This window comes from Siminovitchia fortis (genome assembly GCF_003605365.2).
In the GTDB taxonomy this organism is placed as follows: domain Bacteria; phylum Bacillota; class Bacilli; order Bacillales; family Bacillaceae_C; genus Siminovitchia; species Siminovitchia fortis.
The window spans coordinates 69,582-90,476 of sequence record NZ_QYTU02000005.1 but is presented as its reverse complement, the minus strand read 5'-3'; the positions used below and the strand labels follow the sequence as shown (position 1 = coordinate 90,476).

Here is a 20,895-nt window from a genome sequence, read left to right as displayed (position 1 = left end):
AATTATACCGCCGGGCCACCTGGCCAACAGACTAATACGGTTAAATTTAACGAAATATTTAAAAGGATTAAATTATTTATGTTCCATTTGATTGGAAAAGGTGATGGTTGTACATCTCAATTGTAAGCGCATACATTCACCGTTTAGGGGAGGTGGTTGCCCTTTTAAAACCTGCCGGCTTTTTAAAAAACAATAGGGGGAATTCAATGATGTTCAAACGAAAAAGGTTTTCGATTATCATGGCGGCTTTGTTGATGCTGGGGTTCATCCTGAGCGGCTGCGGTTCTGGCAGCGGAGGAAAGAGTACAAGCAGTGATAGCGGCGGTTCCTCATCCGGAGGCGATACGATCAAAATCGGTGTATCCGTACCGACCACTGGACCGAGTGCAGCTGAAGGGAAGGACATGGCAAACGGAGCGGAAATGGCAGCCAAGCACATCAATGAAGCCGGTGGTGTCCTTGGAAAAGATATCGAACTGGTTATGGTCGACGATGCCTGTGATCCGCAGCAGGCCGTGACAGCAGCGAATAAGCTTGTCCAGGATAACGTCAGCATTGTTGTCGGACATTATTGTTCGGCTGCCGCCCTGCCTGCCAGCGGGGTACTCCATAAGGCGGGAATGCCGACGATCATGGTTGCAGCCAATTCACCGCAGCTTCCTGAGCAGGGGTACAATAACCTTTTCTTCATCAACAGCATGGTTTTTGACCAAGGCAAAAGGGTCGCTGACTATTTAAAAGACAACAACATGGACAAATTGGCGCTTATTCACGATAATTCCGACTATGCGAGGGACACTGCCGACATTACAAAGGAATTGCACGAGAAAAACGGCGGGAAGGTAATCGCATTTGAAGCGATCAACCCTGAAGAGAAAGATTTTGGGGCATTGGCGACAAAGCTTAAATCCCTTAATCCGGACGCGACATATTTCACAGGCTTTTATAATGCCGGCGGATTGATCATGAAGCAGTTCAAACAAAAAGGTGTGAGCGGTCCGTTTATGGCGGGAGACGGCAATCCGACCGAGCCGTTCGTTGAAGTGGCCGGCGAAAAGGATGCGGAAGGCGTCATCCTTTCACAGGCGGTCACAATCAATTACGTTGATACTCCGGAAGCAAAGGCCTTTGTAAAAGAATACAAAGAAACATACGGAAACAATCCTTTGACGTTCGGCCATAGGCAATACGACGGAATCCGCCTGGCGGCTGATGCGATTGAACGCGTAGGTGACCCTAACGACAAAGAAGCGTTGATCAAGGCGTTGAGCGAAACGAAAGATTTTCCAGCCTTTGGAGAAACATACACGTTCAAAGAGGATGGGACAAGGGAAAACGCGGATTTCTTGTTGATCCAGCTTAACAATGGAAAATTTGAAATTGTAGAGTAACCACACGAGGGAGTAAGGGAGTCCCTTGCCATTTCAAGGGACTCTCTTTTTTAAAAACAGGGGAAAGCGGTGATCGTCATATGGAGATTCTCGTTCAGGCACTTGGGGACGGACTTGTATTGGGGGCATTTTACAGTCTGATCGCCCTTGGTTATACGATGGTCTACGGAATTATCAGGCTGTTGAACTTTGCACATGGGGACTTTTATATGTTTGGCGCTTTTATCGGGTATACCGGGATATCGCTTTTGATGGGCGGGTCCGCCGGTCCGGGCATGTTGGCGATTGGAATTGTCTTTATTGTTTCGATTATCTTGGTCGGCATGGTCGGCATGGGGGTGGAACGGCTGGCGTACCGCCCTTTATTGAATGCTCCGCGCATCTCTCTTCTGATTACGGCTCTTGGAGTAGGCCTCTCTTTGGAATATGGTTCCATGCTCATTTGGAGCCCGAATTACCTGACTTTTCCCATTAAATTACCGACTGCTGGCATTGACATCCTGGGAGCAAACATCACTTACTCACAGATTATTTTAGTATTGGTTGCCGCAGCTTTAATGTATGGGCTGCAAAGATTTGTCCACGGAACGTTATATGGGAAGGCCATGAGGGCGATTTCGATGGATCAGACAGCAACCAGCCTCATGGGCGTCAATATCAACAGTGTGATTGCCATGACATTTTTTATCGGAACGACCCTGGCTGCATCTGCGGGTATCATGACAGCGGTCTATTACGGGACGATCAATTTTCTCATGGGCTTCATCATGGGGTTAAAAGCGTTCACTGCTGCCGTTTTGGGAGGCATCGGAAATATCCAGGGGGCGATGCTTGGCGGTTTCATGCTCGGTATATTGGAAACGGCCGGCACGATGGTGATCGGTGGAGCCTGGAAAGATGTCATCGCTTTCGCCATATTGATTTTATTCCTTGTCTTCAAGCCAACAGGCATACTGGGTGAGCAAGTGACGGAGAGGATGTAGCCGATGAGTGTTCTTAAGAAGCGGACAGCCGTATTGACCGTTCTATTATTGGCAGCCCTGGCGTTTCCGTTCATGACAAATAATTATTGGATTGATGTCGCTACGCTCGCTCTGCTTTACATCATCATGGCCCAAGGATTGAATGTCGTTGCCGGATATGCGGGATTGCTTGATCTTGGATATGCCGCCTTTTTCGCGATTGGAGCCTATACGACAGGGATTTTAATGACAGCTTATGAGTGGCCGTTTTTGATGACGCTTCCGGTGGCTGCATTGTTTTCAGCGATCAGCGGCGCCATTATCGGAGCACCCTCACTCAGGCTGCGCAGTGATTACTTGGCAGTTGTCACTCTCGGATTCGGCGAGATCATCCGGATTACGGCAACGAATCTGGAAATTACTGGTACGGCTACGGGAATATTCGGCATCCCCAGTCCCAACATTGGAGGATATGAATTAAAGAGCCAGCTGGATTTTTATATTGTGATTTTAATCCTTGCTGTTATCACTATTTTTGTTACAGCCCGTCTGGGCCGTTCCCGGATCGGAAGGGCTTGGACGTATATCCGCGAAGATGAAGACGCTGCAGAGGCAATGGGTGTTGACAGGGTCAGAATGAAATTGCTGGCATTCGTGATCGGCGCCATTATCGGCGGTTTGGCAGGTTCATTTTTCGCTGTAAAAATGGGAGCGGTGGCACCGCACAGTTTTAAGGTGCTGCAATCCATCATGATTTTGCTGGCGGTCGTTCTCGGCGGAATCGGAAGCGTGACCGGGGTGACGATCGGGGCCATTTTAGTTATCGTGCTTCCGGAGTTTTTGCGGAACGTCTCCGATTGGCGATATTTGGTGTTCGGTTTGCTTATGATTATCATGATGCTTTTCCGCCCGCAAGGATTGTGGCCCGCCAAATATGAGACGGAGCCGGAATCGGATGAACCACCGTCCCCGCCCATTACAGGAGATCATTCCGATTTGGACGTAAAAAGCCAGTGATTAGAAATGAGGTGTCGAAATGGCTGTTTTACAAGTGGAAAATTTAACTCTCCGCTTTGGCGGTCTGGTCGCAGTTAATGATTTATCCTTTACGATTGACTCAAATTCGATTGTCAGTGTCATTGGCCCTAACGGAGCAGGCAAAACTTCTGTTTTTAACATGATCACCGGATTTTATAAGCCTTCAGCTGGATCGATGTTTTTAGACGGAGAGAGCTTGAATAGCAAAAAGCCGAGCAAAATCACCAAAATGGGGCTGGCACGGACTTTTCAGAACCTGCGCCTTTTTCCCGACCTTTCCGCTTTGGACAACGTGAAATCAGGTATGCATTGCAGGACGAAGCAACTGGTTTTGGGTGCCATTTTAAAAACAAAGGCGCAAAGAGACGAAGAAAGACAAATTGAAGAGGTAGCGATGGAATGCATCGATTTTGTCGGAATCAGGGAGTATGCCTACCGGGCTGCGAAGAACCTGCCTTACGGGGTTCAGCGTTACCTGGAAATAGCCCGGGCTTTAGCCACAAGGCCCAAGTTTTTATTGTTGGATGAGCCGGCCGCAGGCCTGAACTTTGAAGAAAAGGAACGGCTTGTCGACCTGATTTTAAGAATACGGGAGAACTATAAAATAACCATCCTGATCATTGACCATGATATGGGCCTGATCAAAAAAATTTCTGAAAAAGTGATTGTGATTGACTACGGCCAAAAAATAGCTGAAGGAACGCCGGGAGAAGTGTTAAGGAATCCCAAAGTGATTGAAGCTTATCTGGGGAAGGGTGAGGATGCGGTTTGAGCCCATTGTTAAAGCTTGAAGAGATTCACTCATATTACGGAAAAATCCATGCCTTGAAAGGCGTTTCCCTGGAAGTGGGCGAAGGGGAGATTGTCGCCCTGCTTGGAAGCAACGGCGCAGGAAAAAGCACGACCTTAAAGACAATCAGCGGATTGGTTCCGCCCAAAAGCGGAACGCTGGAATTTGGCGGTAAAAACATCGCAGGCCGGCCGCCCCATCAAGTCGTAGAAGCCGGGATCACCCATGTTCCGGAAGGGCGGAGGATTTTCGGAGGGTTGACCGTCATGGAGAATCTGGAGCTTGGCGGTTTTACCAAAAGGAAGGATAAGGCATTTTTGAAAGACGGCATTGACCGCTCATTTGAGCTTTTTCCAAGGTTGAAAGAAAGGAAGGATCAGCTGGCCGGAACCCTGAGCGGAGGAGAACAGCAAATGCTGGCCATAAGCAGGGGATTGATGGCAGAGCCGAAACTTCTGATGCTCGATGAACCTTCCATGGGTCTCGCTCCGATCATTGTTCAAGGGATCATGGAGATTATCCAGGAAATCAATAAACAGGGGACAACTGTTTTGTTGATCGAGCAGAATGCAAGGGCCGCTCTTGGATTGGCCGACCGCGGCTACATCATTGAAACAGGGGAAATTGTTTTGCATGATACGGCCGAAGTACTCCGAGATGATGACCGGATTATCAAGGCCTACTTGGGAGCTTGATATTTAGCCTGGATGCGGCCCGTCAATTCCATCTGGCTGTTGCTGCGGCAGCGAAGAATGTTAAACTTGTAGAAATACTGATGGGGATTTTTGGCAAAAACCATCGTTTTGGCAGTGCAAAGGAGGAACAAATTTTATTAAGGGAGTACAGGGACATCGTTCAGGCGATTGAAGGAAGGGATGCAGAAAAAGCCGAACGCTCAATGAAACGCCATCTTGCGGATGTGAAAAGAAGAATGGCAGATTTGTAGGGGGAATGGAAATGTTAGTCCTAAGCGCGAGTGACCAGGAAAGGCTGCTCCATATGCCGGAGATGATCGAGGCTGTTTCCACCGCATTGAAAGAATACTCGGCGAAAAGAACAGTGACGCCCGTACGGACTGTCTTAAATGTGGAAAAAGCAGAAGGGCATGCGATTTTCATGCCTTCGGTTGCAGAAGGTGCAGGGAGCCTTGGAATGAAATATGTCGGCAGCTTTCCTAATAATAAAAAGATGGGGAAGGCTGCCATCAACGGTGTGGTCTTATTGGCGGATGTGCAAACAGGAGAACCGCTTGCCCTATTGGAAGGCTCCTACTTAACGGTAATGAGAACAGGGGCATTGTCCGGAGCGGCCACCAAATATTTGGCGCGGGAAAATGCCAGGATCCTTTCCGTCATAGGGACGGGTGCACAGTCGATCGGGCAATGTGAAGCAGTGATGGCGGTAAGGAATATTGAAAAAATCAGGCTATACAACCGCAGTGAAAAGAAGGCGTATGATCTGGCCAAACAGCTCAGGACCCGGCATGAGGTAGAAGTTTTAGTGCATCAGGATGCGGACCAGGCAATTGACGGGGCTGACATCGTAGTGACGGCTACCAGTTCAAGCACCCCTGTTTTTTCAAGCCGGCTGGCGCCTGGAGTTCATGTGAACGCGATCGGTTCCTATCAGCCGACAATGCAGGAACTCCCAACACATGCGGTGGCAGGCGCGGATAAAGTGGTCGTGGAATCAGTTGAGGCGGCATTGGAAGAAGCGGGCTGCCTGCAAATCCCGATACAGGAAGGGCATTTCAGCCCTGAGCGGATCCATTCGGAACTGGGATTCATCATCAGCAATGAAGCAGCAGGAAGAGAGACCGACGAGGAGTTGACAGTTTTTAAATCCGTCGGTTTTGCGGCTGCTGATATCGTCGTGGCCAAATATTTATACGAAAAAGCTTTGAGAGAAAATATCGGCCAGCGGATTACGCTGTAGGGATTGAACTCGTCCACTTAAATGGCAATGGAATTTCGTCAAAAATAAAGGGGGAATCCTGATTGGGAAAGCAGAAAGAAAGACTGATAGATTTATCCCATACTCTTACAAGCTACGGTGAGAACCCATACCAGCAGCTTGGTGAAAATGCGAGATCCATGATCGGCACTTTCGCTACATATGAAGCAAACGGATTTTACGAATGCGCTTTGTATATTGGAGACCATGCCGGCACTCACATGGATGCGACCAAACATTTTAATCCTGACGGGCTATATACGGATGAAATCCCATTGGAAGCTTTTTATGGAGAGGCCTGTGTCCTTGATCTTTCACATATGGAAGCAAATGCCGATGTCACGATCGAAGATATTCAACGGTCAGCGGAAAAAGCACAGGTGAATTTGGAAGATTTCCATATTGTCCTCCTTAAAACGGAAAGGGATAAACTGTATGGCACTCCCGAATATTTCCGGGATTTGCTCAATATATTGCCGGAAACGATTGAATGGTTGATCAATAAAGGGATGATCACGCTTGGGGTAGATATGGTCACCATTGAACTGGACCGTTACATCCACGATCCTGATTCCGGCCTGGCACCAAATGCCCCTGAGCGTTATCCGGCCCATTGCCTGATGAAAAAGTATGAATGGTACATGATTGAAAATATGACGGGGCTGTCCGAAATTCCCGGATCAACCTGCAAATTTGCCGGTTTCCCGATTAAAATCGGAAAAGGGAGCGGTGCTCCGATGCGGGCAGTGGCGATTGTGGAGGAGAAAGATTAACATTATTTAAAGCTTTCTAATAATAGATATTTTTATTATCATAGAAATAAAAAGTGACGGTGCAGGAAACAAACTGGACCGTCTTATCATTTTTGGACCGGAGGTAAGCAATGAAAAAATTATCAGGCGGACATATCGTTGTAGAAGTTTTAGAGAAGGAAGGAGTGGAAAAAGCCTTCTGTGTACCCGGGGAAAGTTATCTGGGAGTCATTGACGGGTTGTATGAACATCCGAAAATTGATTTGATTTCGACACGCCATGAGGGTGGCGCTTCTTTTATGGCCGAAGCTTATGCAAAAGCATCCGGCAAGGTTGGCGTTTGTATGGCGACCCGAGGGCCGGGGGCTATGAATCTATCGATCGGACTTCACACTGCTATGCAGGACTCAACGCCGCTTGTCGCGCTGATCGGGCAGGTGGAAAGGCCGTTCAAAGGGAAAGAGGCATTTCAGGAAGTTGACTTTGCCGCTTATTTCAGCCATTTGTGCAAGTGGGCGGTCGAAATCGATACGGCGGAGCGGATTCCGGAGATTCTCCACCGAGCATTTTACATAGCCCGTTCAGGAAGGCCTGGCTCGGTGGTTGTTTCTCTTCCCCACGATATGCTGGAGGATGTCATTGATTATCATGAAGGCACTGTCGCAGAGGTTATAAAGCCGGAAGCTGGTGATGCAGCAGTTGAAAAAGTATTGGCGAAATTAAACAATGCCAATCAGCCGATTATCATCGCTGGCGGCGGTGTGATTGCCGCCAACGCCCGGGAGGATTTGGTCAAGTTCGCCGAAAAGGTGAAAGTTCCCGTTGCCTCTGCGTTCAGGCGCTTCAATGTGTTATCAAATGACCACCCGAATTATGCGGGATGGCTCGGATTCGGCTCCGACTCAAAGTTAATTGAGTATATCAAAGGGGCGGACCTAGTTCTTGCAGTTGGAACCCGTTTCTCACAGGTGACGACGCAGGATTACACATTATTGAATGAAAAAACTGAATTGATTCAAGTGGATATTTCGCCGGACTCGATCGGGAAAGCCTACCCAGCTGCGCTTGCAGTCGTGTCGGATGCAAAGAAATTTTTGCAAAAAGCGCTTGAACTGGCGAATCCCGTCAAGGATGAAAGCCGCGAAAAGGCGGTCCAGAATTGCCATGAAGCTTATTTGGCTTCATCAACTCCGCCGGCCCCATCCGCTTCTCAAGAATTCGCAGAACTGAATGCCGTGATGGCGGATATCGCGGCTGAGGTGCCGGACAATAGCATCCTGACAAGTGACGCAGGGAATTTTTACGGCTGGCTTGCGAAATACTTCCGTTTCACGAATGAAAAAGAATATATCGGCCCAACGTCCGGTGCAATGGGATATGGGTTGCCAGCGGCGATCGGCGCCAAAGCGGCCTGCCCCGATAAGACCGTCATTTCTTTTTCGGGTGATGGCGGGTTCATGATGACAATGGTTGAGCTGGAAACAGCCGTTCGTTCCAATCTCCCGGTGATTGCCATTGTCGTCAACAACAATATGTACGGAACAATTCGTGCGCATCAGGAAAAGCATTTTCCGAATCGTGTAATGGCAACACCTCTTACCAACCCGGATTTTGCGGCGGTCGCCAGGCAGTTCGGGTGTGATGGGGAAACGGTCAGAAAAAATGAAGAGTTTAAGCCTGCTTTCAAGCGTGCACTTCAAAGCGGCAAGCCGTTTGTGATTGAAATCAAGACGGATCCCAATATCATGTCTGCAGCGCAGGCGGCAACATAAATTTCAAACAAGGCCCACTCCCCAGAGCGGGCCTTGTTTTAATGGCAAATGATTGGACTGGAAGCCATCGCCCCTAAAGTTTACACTTAAGGTAACTGAAAGTGGGGAGATTCCTTTGATTAACATTAAACTTGTTGTACCTCGCAAAGGTTATATAAAAGACGCCATGGAAAGGTTCAAGGAGTTCATTCTCCAGGAAGCGAAGGATGCGCCGGAGGAAAACATAAAGTTTCAATTAGAAGAAGTCGTTATTCCTACGGATAAAATCCATGAGGTAAAAGTTGAGGCGGATGTGATTATTTCAAGAGGGCTGGTAACGAAGCTTTTAAAAGAACATAATGAATCCGTTCCCATCGTCGATATACCTGTCCAAGGAATTGATCTGATCCGCAGCCTTGTTGAATGCAAGGAGCGTTTCGGGAGAAAAAAGGTTGCTGTTATTGGCGCGGCCAATATGATCTACGGTGTTGAAAACTTGGAATCGATCATAGATTTGCCCATCCAGAAGTATATTTTGGATGATATCACTGCATCAGACCGGACTGTGGATCAAGCGGCAAATGACGGATGTAAGATTGTGATAAGCGGTTTGAATACGAATAAATATGCCGAACGGATCGGGCTGCAAACGATGCTCGTTGAAACAGGGAAAGAATCCTTCCGCCAGGCGCTCGTTGAAGCGAAGCGCCTGGCGATTGTCAGCAGGAAAGAGCAGGAGAAGGCCAAGCGCTATCAGACAATTCTCGACCACGCGTATGAAGGCGTGATTGCTGTTGATTTGAACAAGAGAATTTCAGTCTTTAATTCCTCCGCGCAAAAAATTTTATCCATCTATCAAAAGGATTTGACCGGCAAACCTGTTACCGGCATTTTAAACAAGGGCAAGTTTCTTGATCTTCTGCTGAGTCCAAATGATTTCCAGGAAGAGATTGTGAGTTACGGCTCCATCCAATTATCTGTAAAAAAAGCCGGGATTTTTTTAAAAGGCAAAAAAACCGGGGATATGGTAGCTTTCCAGGATGTTACAGGGATTCAGGAGATGGAAGGAAAAATCCGCAAGCAAATTCATTCCCGGGGGCATGTAGCGAAATACAACTTCAACGACATTGTTTATAAAAGTGGGTTGATCGGGCAGACAATTGAAATCGCGAAGCTGTACAGTGAGGCGGATTCAAATATTTTGATTGTCGGTGAGACCGGTACAGGAAAAGAAATGTTCGCCCAAAGCATTCACAATTACAGCAATCGAAGAAAGAATCCTTTTGTTGCAATCAACTGTGCAGCTTTGCCTGAAAGTCTGCTGGAGAGTGAACTGTTCGGATACGCCGAAGGTGCTTTCACAGGTGCGATGAAGGGCGGAAAACAAGGATTTTTTGAACTTGCCCATAGGGGGACCCTCTTTTTGGATGAAGTCGGGGAAATCTCCCCCCATCTTCAAAGCCGCCTGCTTCGAGCACTGCAGGAAAGGGAAATCATGCGGATTGGGGACGATAAAATCATCCCTGTCGATGTAAGGATTATTGCTGCCACCAATAAAAATTTAATGGAAATGGTTAAAAACAATGAATTCAGGGCTGATCTCTTTTACCGCTTGAGTGTATTGGATCTTCATCTGCCACCCCTCCGTGAACATTGCGAAGACATTCCCGTTTTGGCTGAAACTTTTATGAAAAAAAGCCGGTTGACAGACGAAGCGAAGGAACGATTGAAAGAAGAGGAGTGGGAAGGAAATGTCCGGCAGCTCCAAAACTTTTGCGAGCGGCTGACGGTCCTTTGCAAGGATCAAGAAATTGATGTGTTGGAGGTTGAAAAACACCTTCCAAAAAGGGCTGAAACAGAAAGGACATATGTATCGGAACGGGAGCGAATTCTTAAGGCCCTTGAAAAGAATCATTTTCATAAGGGGAAAGCAGCTTCTGAATTGGGCATGAGCCGGACAACGTTCTGGCGGAAATTGAAAAAATGGAATATTGATATAGATTGAATCAAAATGAAACATAATCGTTCTTAATGTTTCACCTTATAATGCAATAAATACATCACACGTTGGTTTTGATGTTGGCATAATAATTGCAAGAATAAATAGTGAAGAATTCACTTTTATATAGATGGAGTGACCCATATGGAAACAGAACAATTATCCAAGCTCGTCGAATCCATTTTTCCAAAAGAACGTATTTTAACAAACCTGGCTGACCGCTATTCATACAGCTATGATGCTTCGTTCGGGGAGTATCTCCCGGACTTGGTCATCCAGCCCGAAAATAAAGAAGAGATTGCTTCGCTGGTCAAACTCGCCAATGAACATAAGATTCCCCTTTATCCGAGGGGAGCGGCTACGTCTTTAAGCGGGGGATCATTGGCCGTTAAAGGCGGCATCGTTCTGGATATGTCGCAATTTAAAAAGAAGCTTGTCATCGACCGTGAAAATTTGCTGGCCATTGTTTCTCCAAGCGTAATTACCGGTGATATCCATAAGCAGGCGGAAGATGTGGGACTGTTTTACCCTCCTGATCCAAGCAGTTCCCATGTATCCACAATCGGAGGCAACCTGCTTGAAAACTCCAGCGGACCAAAAGGATTGAAATATGGTACGACAAAGGAATATGTAATCGGTCTGGAAGTCGTTACACCTACCGGAGAGATTATCCGGACCGGAGGCAAGACCGTCAAAAATGTGACCGGATATGATCTGACGCGCCTGATCGTAGGATCTGAAGGCACGCTCGGAATCGTGACAGAAGCGACTTTGAGGTTAATCCCAAAGCCGCAGGCAAGGAAAACTTTGCTTGCTTCCTTTGACAGATTGATAGATTCGGGGCACGCCATCACGAATATTTTATCAGCGGGAATTTTACCGAGCGCGATGGAATTGATGGACAATGCGTGCATCCGAGCGGTTGAAAATTATACTCCGAGCGGCTTGCCTGTCGATGCAGAGGCGATCATCATCATTGAAATCGACGGCCACGAAGCGGCCATTGAAGAAGAAATGAAGAGATGTGAAGAAATCTGCCTGAAACAACATGCAACAGAAGTGAAAGTGGCCCAGGATGAAGCTTCAAGGGCCAGCATTTGGAAAGCGAGAAAAATGGTTTCCCCTGCTATCACGCAAATGGGCCCGACGAAAATTTCCGAGGATGCGACAGTTCCAAGAAGCGAAATTCCGAAAATGATGGAGCGTCTCCACGTCATCCGGGATAAATATCAGTTAAACCTTGTAGTGTTCGGCCATGCCGGAGACGGAAATCTTCATCCGAACATCATTACGGATAAACGCAACCTGGAAGAAATGAAGCGGGTGGAAGATGCGGTCAGCGAAATTTTTGAGGCGGCTGTGGAACTTGGCGGCACTCTTTCCGGCGAGCATGGAATTGGGACGCTGAAAGCTCCTTATATGGAAATGGAATTGGGCCAAGAAGGTCTTATGATGATGAAAAAGATCAAAGATGCGTGGGATCCGAACGGAATATTAAATCCCGGTAAAATTTTTCCGCAGCCGGGCCAGACAAAGGTGGCGCTAATATGAGCAAGTCCGGTTACAATCAAGATCATAAATATGCTTCATTGCTCCACGACCTTTCCTATGAAGCTGCGAATATGTGCGTCCAGTGCGGATACTGCTTACCTGCATGTCCGACGTACGAATCGATGGGCAATGAAGCACAGTCTCCCCGCGGCCGGATCAATCTTGTAAAAATGGCCGCAGAAGGAAAAATAGATTTGCAGCAGGATCTCGCCGAACCGATCGATCTGTGTCTCGGCTGCCGTGCATGCGAGGTGGCCTGCCCGGTCAACGTTCCGTACGGTCAAATCTACGAGGCGGCCAAAGAGGTCATTACTTTACAGCAAAAAGAGGAGCAGAAAAAGCGGACTGCGGGAATGAAAATACGGGATCAAGTGCTCAACAATGTTTTTCCGCATCAGAATCGGCTTCGCTTCCTGGGCAACGCGACATGGCTTTATCAAAAAACAGGCGTAAACAAGCTCGCCCATAAGCTGAAGATTGTCAATAAAGTTTCCGAACCGATGGGACAATTCGAGAAAATCCTTCCTCTTGTGGAGTCTCCTTCGAAGCGCTATAAATTCGGGGATGTCTTTCCTTCCAGCGGTTCTAAAAAAATGACTGTGGCCTTTTTCCCCGGCTGCATCATGGATGCGATGATGTCCAAGGTTAACCGGTTGACGATCGAGTTGCTCCAAAGCGTCGGATGCGAAGTGTTTATTCCAAAAGGACAAAATTGCTGCGGAGCGCTTCACGCCCATCAAGGAAGCATGGAAGAAGCGAGAAAGCTGGCAAAAGCGAATATCGAGGCTTTTGAATCATCCGGAGCCGACTATTTTATCAATAATGCCGGCGGCTGCGGAGCAATACTTCGTGAGTATGGCCACTTATTCAAGGAGGACGTTGAGTGGCGTGCACGTGCGCAGGCTTTTGTAGAAAAAACAAGAGATATAACGGAAGTCCTTGTTGAACTAGGTCCGCTGCCATTCAAAAAAGATTGGGATGGTGTCATCACTTACCAGGATTCCTGCCATTTAAGGAATGTACAGGGAGTATATGAGCAGCCCAGGGAATTGCTCCGATCAGTTCCGGGAGCCACTTTTTCGGAAATGGAAGGAAGTGACCGCTGCTGCGCATCTGGGGGGATTTATAACCTCATCCATTTCGAGGAATCCATGAAAATATTGGATGACAAGATGGTGAAGGCAAAAGAAACCCGTGCACAAACGATTGTCACGACAAACCCCGGCTGCTTGCTGCAAATGAAACTGGGTGTGGAAAGAAGCGGCCTGGAACAGACACAAGCTCTTCATATTGTGGAAGTATTGGCGGAAGCCTGCGATATCCAATAATAACCAAAACCCGGCATCTATGATGCCGGGTTTAAGTTCGTAAAATATTCTAAAAATGGTATACTATCCTCAAAGGAGAGGAGGAATCATGATGAACAGAAAAAAATCAGGATCGGATTTGCTGAAAGAAAGTAATCTTACCTATGATGATTATGCATCCATTGATGATGGCAATCGCTATGAATTGGCAGCCGGACAATTGGTGTTAATGAGCCCCGGCCCTTCCGTCACCCATCAAATGATTAGTTTTGAAATGCAAAAGGCGATTGCAAGAAGCTGTGAATCTGATTACATTATTTTAAACGCACCGCTTGATGTTATCTTAGCACCTGACGAAGTACGGCAGCCAGACTTGGTATTGGTCCAGCGCCAACGCATAGATATTATTAGCAACCGCGGTATTGAAGGTCCCCCGGATCTTGTAGTTGAAATTCTATCTCCTTCCACAATTAAAAGGGACAAGATTGATAAATTAAAAACCTATGCCGCCTACCATATTCCCGAATATTGGATTGTCGAACCAAAAACAGGTACCTTGGAACAATATGTGCTGCAAGATGACCGGTATGAGCCCATTAATATTTTCCTGGAAGACGAACAAGTCACTTCCCCTAAAATCCCTTGTATTTCCTTTACCATGGCAGATATCATGAAAAACATTCCGCATCTCAAGAATGAATAGTTTATTTTGTGTGCAAAGTGTTGAGCCGTCATCTTAATTACACAATTGCCTGCTCGAGCACGAGGTCATTTTCGGCAAACCGCTCAAATCGGAGTGGTGTCAAATCGAGTGTTTCATATTGGCCTTTGACGATCAACTCCGCTAATCCCAGTCCGACCCCGGGAGCCTGCTGCATTCCGTGCCCGCTGAATCCGAGCGCCATGTAATAGCCTTTCATTTTCGGATGTCCTCCGATGATTGCATTTTGGTCTTTCGTATTGTGATCATACAATCCGGCCCAGCCCGATTCCAGCTTCAAGCTTTCAAAATTGGGTACTCTATGAGCCAGGATCGGCCATAGCTCATCGAAATAAGAGCGCTTCCAACTGAAGTCATAGCCCGGTTTTACTTTTTCAGAAAAGCCGGTGATGACCCGGTCGCCCTCATGGCGGAAATAGACGCCTGTTGTATCAACCGTAAGGGGCAGCGGCTTTTGAAGAGGCACGGATGTATCAAACAGGAACACCTGCCGTTTTAGGGCGACGACAGGAATGGGAAGCCCGATTTTTTCACTTAATTCAGGTCCCCACGCACCTGCGCAGTTGATGACAATATCAGCATCGTGGCGGTTTCCGTTTCTTGTACGGACGCCTTTCACTTGATCTTGTTCACATAGGATCGTATCAACTTCCTCTGAAATATAATCCACGCCGCTTTCCCTTGCCTGATGCTTATATGCCTGCATGACAGAATAAGGATCCAAATAGCCGTCTTCCGGGCAGTAAAGTCCGCCTGACAAATCTTCGATATTCAGCTCTGGAATGACGGAAAGCAATTCATTTGGGGTGAGCAGCTGTGAAGGGACTCCCATTTCGTTTTGCAGCTTTTTCTGTTTTTTTATGGCAGGAAGCATTTCTTTTGTGGCTAAAAAAAGGTAGCCGCGCTGTTTGAAGTCGATTTCTGCCGGGTCGCCGTTGATTTTCATGTCTTGCGGAAATTTTTTATATTGCTGAAGGCTGTATCGGCTCAGCTTTATATTGATGGCGGTGGTGAAAAGCTGCCTGATTCCCCCGGCACTGCGCGGAGTGGAGGAGTATTCGTAAACCGGGTCTTTCTCGAAAACTGTAACTTTTCCTTCAAAGCCGATTTTCCGGAGATGGTAAGCGGTGCTCGAGCCCATGACGCCTCCGCCCACAATAATGATATGATTCTTCAAAAAAGTTCCCTCCCTGCCTGGTTTTTACTGTAATTATAGATGACTTCCCCTATGAATCAATCATCAGATTGCACAAAATTTGGAATACGAATGCACAGAAAATTTGATATAATCCGATCAAAGGCAATGAAATCTTAATGTTATTTGGAGTGAAGAGCGTGAAGGTTCTTGAGCAAGTTGCACAATCCATTGTAGAACAAACTTCAGCTTTATTGGGAGTTTCCATGAGTATTACAAATGCCGAGGGCCTGATTATCGGATGCGACCGCAAAGAACGTGTCGGCACCCTCCATCGCGTGTCCATCCAGGTGATCAAAGAGGGACGAGAGGTTGCTTTTACAAAAGAAGAAGCGGCAGCGCTTGAAAATGTCCTGCCGGGAGTGGCTGTCCCCATTCGTTTTAACAATCAAGTCATCGGTGTGCTCGGGATTATCGGTGAGCCTTCGGAAGTCAAAAAATATGTCAAGTTCGTCCGGAATCATGTGGAAATGATGCTTCAGGAAAATTTCCGCACAGAAGCTTACTTCGTACAAATGAAAACGACGGAAGTGTTTGCCCAGCACCTGATTCACTATAAAGAATGGGAGAATGAGAGAGAACTTGAAAGCTATTGTGAGTTGCTCGGCGTTCAATTTGACGAGCCCAGGGTCTGCATCCTGGTCCATCTTCCGTCGCTTGTCAGGACCCATACGGAAGCCAAACAATTTGCCAATCTGTCGCTTCTTGAACTGAATAACCTCATCTGCCATTTGTTTCAGAATAACATGGATGATATTGTCTGTCCCATTGCCCAGGATAAATGGATTGTCATCAAGGAAATGAAGGCCTGTGACTTCCCGAAATTAAAGAACCTTTGTGAATATGCGGCGGAAAAATTGACATCCTTTATGGAACAGCAAAATCTTCATTGCAAGGTATCCATATCACACGGAAAAAGCTACAAAGGTTTCGAAGGCGCTTCGCGTTCTTATGATCAGGCATACAAAACATTGATGGTAGGATTGGAGAAAGAGCCGGAAGATGCGGTTTACTCGTTTGACAGTTGGACAATTTTGCCCGAAATATTTCTGGAAGGAATCAATCTTTCCTTCCTGGAATCATTTGCTGATGATATCGATGTCATCTGGAAGCATCCTGAGGTGGATATGCTTGTAAAAACATTCATTGCATACTGTGAAAGCAGCATGAACATCAGCCGGGCGGCCCGCAATCTGTATGTACACCGGAACACCCTCATCTACCGCCTTAATAAAATCAGCGAGATTTTTCATATTGATACGCAGTCATTTGAACAGTGTCTTGTTTTGTATGTGGCGTTGAAAAAAGGAAAAAATCATTCTGCCGGCAGCTTTTGAAAAGTGATAAAAAATCGGTTAAGCTCTGGTCTCATTTGAATTGTGATATAATTTAATGGGTTAAGGACTATCGGGGGTATCAAATGATGAATGAAGAATTAATAAAAGCGCTCCGGACAGTCATCAAAGAAGAAATAGAACCTATTAAAGAGCAAATTGGCAGTTTTGAACATCATTTAGATAGCATGGACCGCCAAATGGCAGGTTTAGGCCAGCGGTTTGATGAAGTAGATCGCCGAATGGACGACTTTGGCCGGCGGCTTGATAACATGGATCGTCGAATGGATGCCTTTGAGCAACGTTTCGACAACATCGATGAACGAATGGGTGTTATAGAAAAGGAAGTAAAAGATTTGAAAACTGGACAGGAACAGTTGCATAAAAGCATTATTCAACATCTTGGAGACTACACCGACCGAATCACCCAACATGTGGATGACCAAAACGCTGCATTAAACAAGCGGGTCTTTGTTTTGGAGACAGAAATACAACGCCTGATCAGACAGGGTTAAATGGATAGATATAATTACTTAAGAAATCCGGAATTATTAAGGGTTTCTTTTTTTTTGTGCGCTACTTTCATGGTGGGAGTTTTTTCAATAGATAAAAAATATTTCCAAAGTAGCTATTAATTAATCTTGAATTATCGTATAATCCTATTATATTAAATTAATGGGGTGAATGTATGAAAAAGGGGAAAATTAAGTACACTGCATTTCTGCTAGCTATTATGCTGTTTCTTAGTGTAGTGCAGCCGCTTGCTCCGCAAGCCAGTCCGGGAACTGCAGATGAGGCGATTCGGCTTAAAAAAGGCGAGACGCTGAATGGAAGTTTCAGTGAACCTGGAGAAGTTCGATGGTATAAAATAGAGCCGACGGACGAGGAGATTAAACAAGATACGCATATGGAAATAGAAGTCTCCGGAGATTTTGAAGGAAATGTTTCAGTTTATCCTGATAAAAACAGGGCTGAACAGGATTTTACGTTTGATAACTATAGAGCTGAAATCACTGAAGGGGCATCTGCAGTCATTCATATGCCGCACGCCTGGAAAGGCGCTTATTTTATTAAAGTGGAATATTACGGCACCTTTGAAGAGATAGAAACAGAAGAAAACGAAGGTGAAATGGAAGAACCGCAGGCAGTCGATTATACTATCGGCTATAAAGGAGAAACGTTGTCCCCGGCCGACTTGCCAGAGGAGGCTTGTCCCGTTGAATTAAGTGTAAATAAACGGGAAGCGGGTGTGGAAATTTTAAAAGAACTCCGGCTGGTAAGAGACGAACTGCTGTCAAAAACGGACAAGGGACAAGAATTGACTTCCCTGTACTATAAGGTGGCGCCTTTCCTTGTCGCCAAAATGACTTTTGACAAAAAGACTAAAGATCAAGTTTATAACGATTTGGTCAAATTGAAGCCGATTTTCAGTGAGCTGGCGGAAAAAGGGGATGGCAGTGACTATTCTTTGACCGAAAAGGATCAGAAAGCGATCAATGAACTGTATGAGATTGTCATCCAAAATGTGCCCGGCTGGCTTAAGCCGGAAATTGAAAAAATCGCAAAAGAGATCGGCATTGACAAGTTGATAGATAAAAAGATTTCTACAATTTTACAAGAAAATGGAATGGCTGTTTCACAATCGGATACAGACCGGGTCATCGTTAAATTAAAGAGTGGAAAAGCCGCTTCTGAATTTCAAAAGAAGGCTAAAGGGATCGCGAAATCAACTTCTATCAAAACGGTTAAGGGGAATGCCACTTCCCTGAATAATATGTATGTTCTGGACGCGGGTGAAAAACCGGAGACAATAGCTAAAAATTTGGAGAAATTACCGGAAGTAGAGTATGCGGAGCCTGTGTATACATATCATAAAAATGCCTCCGATAAACCACCTGTTCCACCTTTTACAGATGTCCAGTCCGGCTCGCAATGGAGCCTGAAAAATACAGGGCAAGATCATGGTAAGGCTAACGCCGATATCCGATTTGAAAAACTCTATGAAACTTATAAGAAAAAACAGCTCGGAAATGTTGTCATTGCAGTCGTGGATACAGGAGTTGATCATACTCTAGCTGACTTGGAAGAAAAAGTTATTCCGGGGTATGATTTTGCGAACCGAGATGATGATGCATACGATGACGAAGGCCATGGAACTCACGTTACAGGAATCATTGCAGCAGGAGTGGATAATAATTATTCCATGACGGGTATCCATCCAAACGCGAAAATTTTACCTGTAAAAGTCCTTGATGCCAGCGGAAGCGGCGATACTGAGAAAATTGCTTTGGGAATCAAGTACGCTGTAGACAAAGGGGCCCGTGTCATTAACCTTAGTCTCGGCGGGCCGTATAGCAGGGTAATAGAAGAACAGTTAAAGTATGCTGCATCTAAAAATGTGACCATCGTCGCCGCCAGCGGGAATGATGGGGTGGATATGTTGGATTACCCGGCTGCTTCCAAGTATTCCATTGCCGTGGGGGCATCTAACAGGCTTGATATTGTTTCCGACTTTTCGAGTTACGGAGAAGGACTTGATCTCGTGGCTCCAGGGGCAGACATTCCGAGCTTGCTTCCGAACGGAAATGTCACTTATCTCAGCGGTACATCGATGGCAACCCCTCATGTTGCGGCTGCTGCAGGATTATTACTGTCTGAAAATCCGAAATTGGAACCGGAAAAAGTAAGAAGGATATTGACCGAAACAGCAGACGATATTGCTGTTGAGGAGCCTGTGAGTGAACCGGATTACGTGGACGACGATTATCCGGTCAGAGTCTTAGAACCGGGATACGACGAAGTTTCCGGCTGGGGCAGGCTGAATGTCTGGAGCGCCTTCAATACTGTTGGCTTGGGACTTGCTATCAATCCTTTAAGCGACAATGATACAAAAATCACGGGGAAAGCAGTAAGTGGAACGAAGCTTGAATTAAAGGATGGTAAAACTCTTATCGCAGAAGGGACAGCGGAGAAAAACGGGACATTTTCAATTCCGATTCGCCCGCAGCAAGCGAATAAAGTCCTGCAATTGGTGGCAAATGACGGAGTGGCTTCCATCAGGGTTGCAGTCCAGGAAACACCGGTTCCTAAAACCCCTAAAGTAAAGCCGGTAAGTGACGGTGATACAGTTGTGACAGGCCAGGCGGAAAAAGGAACGACCGTTGCTGTTAAAGCAAAGAAACAGTTGCTTGGGGAGGCCAAAGTCGACAACAAAGGCCAATTCAAAGTAAAGATTAAGAAACAAAAAGCCGGGACGGAGCTTTCTATTACTGCTAAGAGTGTTTCCAAAAAAGAGAGCAAAGCAGCCAAAATTGTTGTGATTGATAAAACACCGCCTGCAGAGCCGAAGGTGAAGTCGGTCGGCGATTCGGATCAGGCTGTGACCGGTAAAACGGAATCCGGTGCAATGGTTTTCGTGAAGCATAAAGGGAAGACAATAGGGAAGAAAAAAGCTGATGCGAAGGGTAATTTTAAAGTCGCGATTAAGAAACAAAAAGCCGGTACTGTTCTTTATGTGACAGCAAAAGATGCTGCAGGAAATGAAAGCAAGGCAGTTAAAGTGACGGTTAAGGACAAAACTCCTCCGACGGTGCCTAAGGTAAACAAGGTGACGGATCGGGACAAATTTGTTTCCGGTAAAACAGAAAAGAATGCCGTTGTTTATGTAAAACATAAAGGAAAAACGCTTGGGAAGAAAAAGGCCGATGCAAAAGGCAAGTTCAAAGTGAAAATCAAGAAGCAAAAAGCCGGAACTACGCTGTCTGTGACAGCAAAAGACGCAGCCGGAAATACAAGCAAAGCTGCAAAAGTGAAGGTGAAAAAATATAAAAAATAATTTACTAAAACCCTCGGCCTGCCGGGGGTTTTAGTATTCGGCCAATTATAATGAGAAGGAGCCTGAAATCAAGCTTCTAAATAACAAACAATCGTCTCCTTGACTTGCGGTGTCAGGGGATGATAATTTGATTTTACATTAGCATTAACGATAGCATTATTAATAAAAATATTATGGGTATTCGGATTATCGTGTGGAAAACCCCAAATAAATAGATAATGTTTATCTTATCGTAAATCGGATAATAGTGTGGAATTCTTATAAACCCTCATAATTGCTCACAAAAAAGCTCTTCATTTAAAAATAAGTATTTCAA

At 46.0% G+C, this 20,895-nt stretch carries 17 protein-coding genes; 16 read left to right on the top strand and 1 reads right to left on the bottom strand.

Annotation, left to right across the window (positions count from 1 at the left end):
* The first annotated feature begins 206 nt into the window (after positions 1–206).
* The 13 genes from D4N35_RS04310 (at position 207) to D4N35_RS04250 (ending at position 14,197) form a co-directional block, all read left to right on the top strand.
* The gene (locus D4N35_RS04310) at positions 207–1,391 is read left to right on the top strand and encodes a branched-chain amino acid ABC transporter substrate-binding protein (RefSeq protein WP_235870285.1); all 1,185 of its coding nucleotides are present in this window, start codon (positions 207–209) and stop codon (positions 1,389–1,391) included.
* Positions 1,392–1,471: 80 nt separating this feature from the next.
* Positions 1,472–2,374 carry a branched-chain amino acid ABC transporter permease gene (locus D4N35_RS04305; protein WP_120070532.1) on the top strand — a complete coding sequence of 301 codons (903 nt, stop codon included), beginning with the start codon at positions 1,472–1,474 and terminating at the stop codon, positions 2,372–2,374.
* 3 nt (positions 2,375–2,377) lie between these two features.
* On the top strand, positions 2,378–3,370 hold the full coding sequence (locus tag D4N35_RS04300; protein ID WP_120070529.1) for a branched-chain amino acid ABC transporter permease: 993 nt from the start codon (positions 2,378–2,380) through the stop codon (positions 3,368–3,370).
* Positions 3,371–3,389: 19 nt separating this feature from the next.
* The gene (locus D4N35_RS04295) at positions 3,390–4,163 is read left to right on the top strand and encodes an ABC transporter ATP-binding protein (protein ID WP_120070525.1); all 774 of its coding nucleotides are present in this window, start codon (positions 3,390–3,392) and stop codon (positions 4,161–4,163) included.
* Positions 4,160–4,876, top strand: a complete 717-nt coding sequence (locus D4N35_RS04290; RefSeq protein ID WP_120070522.1) for an ABC transporter ATP-binding protein — start codon at positions 4,160–4,162, stop codon at positions 4,874–4,876. The genes D4N35_RS04295 and D4N35_RS04290 overlap by 4 nt, the downstream gene beginning before the upstream one ends.
* Entirely contained in the window at positions 4,873–5,127 is a 255-nt protein-coding gene (locus D4N35_RS04285) for an FCD domain-containing protein (RefSeq protein ID WP_120070519.1), read from the top strand. The genes D4N35_RS04290 and D4N35_RS04285 overlap by 4 nt, the downstream gene beginning before the upstream one ends.
* A gap of 11 nt (positions 5,128–5,138) precedes the next feature.
* Complete coding sequence (locus tag D4N35_RS04280) at positions 5,139–6,116, top strand: ornithine cyclodeaminase family protein (RefSeq protein ID WP_120070517.1); 978 nt, start codon at positions 5,139–5,141, stop codon at positions 6,114–6,116.
* 62 nt (positions 6,117–6,178) lie between these two features.
* A complete protein-coding gene (locus D4N35_RS04275; RefSeq protein ID WP_120070514.1) occupies positions 6,179–6,907 on the top strand; it encodes a cyclase family protein in 729 nt (242 codons plus the stop codon).
* A 110-nt stretch (positions 6,908–7,017) separates the two neighbouring features.
* Complete coding sequence (locus D4N35_RS04270; protein ID WP_120070511.1) at positions 7,018–8,658, top strand: thiamine pyrophosphate-dependent enzyme; 1,641 nt, start codon at positions 7,018–7,020, stop codon at positions 8,656–8,658.
* A gap of 115 nt (positions 8,659–8,773) precedes the next feature.
* Positions 8,774–10,642 carry a sigma 54-interacting transcriptional regulator gene (locus tag D4N35_RS04265; protein WP_120070508.1) on the top strand — a complete coding sequence of 623 codons (1,869 nt, stop codon included), beginning with the start codon at positions 8,774–8,776 and terminating at the stop codon, positions 10,640–10,642.
* Between the two features lie 138 nt (positions 10,643–10,780).
* Positions 10,781–12,187, top strand: a complete 1,407-nt coding sequence (locus tag D4N35_RS04260) for an FAD-binding oxidoreductase (protein WP_120070505.1) — start codon at positions 10,781–10,783, stop codon at positions 12,185–12,187.
* The gene (locus D4N35_RS04255; RefSeq protein WP_120070502.1) at positions 12,184–13,515 is read left to right on the top strand and encodes a (Fe-S)-binding protein; all 1,332 of its coding nucleotides are present in this window, start codon (positions 12,184–12,186) and stop codon (positions 13,513–13,515) included. The genes D4N35_RS04260 and D4N35_RS04255 overlap by 4 nt, the downstream gene beginning before the upstream one ends.
* 88 nt (positions 13,516–13,603) lie before the next feature.
* Positions 13,604–14,197, top strand: coding sequence for a Uma2 family endonuclease (locus tag D4N35_RS04250; protein WP_208646265.1), 594 nt, complete (start codon positions 13,604–13,606; stop codon positions 14,195–14,197).
* Positions 14,198–14,234: 37 nt separating this feature from the next.
* Here D4N35_RS04250 and D4N35_RS04245 read toward each other — a convergent pair whose 3' ends face one another.
* Positions 14,235–15,392 carry an NAD(P)/FAD-dependent oxidoreductase gene (locus tag D4N35_RS04245; RefSeq protein ID WP_120070496.1) on the bottom strand — a complete coding sequence of 386 codons (1,158 nt, stop codon included), beginning with the start codon at positions 15,390–15,392 and terminating at the stop codon, positions 14,235–14,237.
* A 158-nt stretch (positions 15,393–15,550) separates the two neighbouring features.
* Between D4N35_RS04245 and D4N35_RS04240 the strand changes: the two genes are divergently transcribed.
* From D4N35_RS04240 to D4N35_RS04230, 3 genes are all read left to right on the top strand, one after another.
* On the top strand, positions 15,551–16,747 hold the full coding sequence (locus D4N35_RS04240) for a CdaR family transcriptional regulator (protein ID WP_164876281.1): 1,197 nt from the start codon (positions 15,551–15,553) through the stop codon (positions 16,745–16,747).
* Positions 16,748–16,830: 83 nt separating this feature from the next.
* A complete protein-coding gene (locus D4N35_RS18355) occupies positions 16,831–17,259 on the top strand; it encodes a hypothetical protein (protein WP_120070489.1) in 429 nt (142 codons plus the stop codon).
* A gap of 173 nt (positions 17,260–17,432) precedes the next feature.
* Positions 17,433–20,579, top strand: a complete 3,147-nt coding sequence (locus D4N35_RS04230) for an Ig-like domain-containing protein (RefSeq protein WP_120070486.1) — start codon at positions 17,433–17,435, stop codon at positions 20,577–20,579.
* The last annotated feature ends 316 nt before the right edge of the window (positions 20,580–20,895 follow it).

Bases quoted from the DNA above. Each gene is read 5' to 3' on its own strand.
- D4N35_RS04310 (WP_235870285.1), top strand. From the start codon at position 207: ATGATGTTCAAACGAAAAAGGTTTTCGATTATCATGGCGGCTTTGTTG.
- D4N35_RS04305 (WP_120070532.1), top strand. From the start codon at position 1,472: ATGGAGATTCTCGTTCAGGCACTTGGGGACGGACTTGTATTGGGGGCA.
- D4N35_RS04300 (WP_120070529.1), top strand. From the start codon at position 2,378: ATGAGTGTTCTTAAGAAGCGGACAGCCGTATTGACCGTTCTATTATTG.
- D4N35_RS04295 (WP_120070525.1), top strand. From the start codon at position 3,390: ATGGCTGTTTTACAAGTGGAAAATTTAACTCTCCGCTTTGGCGGTCTG.
- D4N35_RS04280 (WP_120070517.1), top strand. From the start codon at position 5,139: ATGTTAGTCCTAAGCGCGAGTGACCAGGAAAGGCTGCTCCATATGCCG.
- D4N35_RS04270 (WP_120070511.1), top strand. From the start codon at position 7,018: ATGAAAAAATTATCAGGCGGACATATCGTTGTAGAAGTTTTAGAGAAG.
- D4N35_RS04260 (WP_120070505.1), top strand. From the start codon at position 10,781: ATGGAAACAGAACAATTATCCAAGCTCGTCGAATCCATTTTTCCAAAA.
- D4N35_RS04255 (WP_120070502.1), top strand. From the start codon at position 12,184: ATGAGCAAGTCCGGTTACAATCAAGATCATAAATATGCTTCATTGCTC.
- D4N35_RS04250 (WP_208646265.1), top strand. From the start codon at position 13,604: ATGATGAACAGAAAAAAATCAGGATCGGATTTGCTGAAAGAAAGTAAT.
- D4N35_RS18355 (WP_120070489.1), top strand. From the start codon at position 16,831: ATGATGAATGAAGAATTAATAAAAGCGCTCCGGACAGTCATCAAAGAA.
- D4N35_RS04230 (WP_120070486.1), top strand. From the start codon at position 17,433: ATGAAAAAGGGGAAAATTAAGTACACTGCATTTCTGCTAGCTATTATG.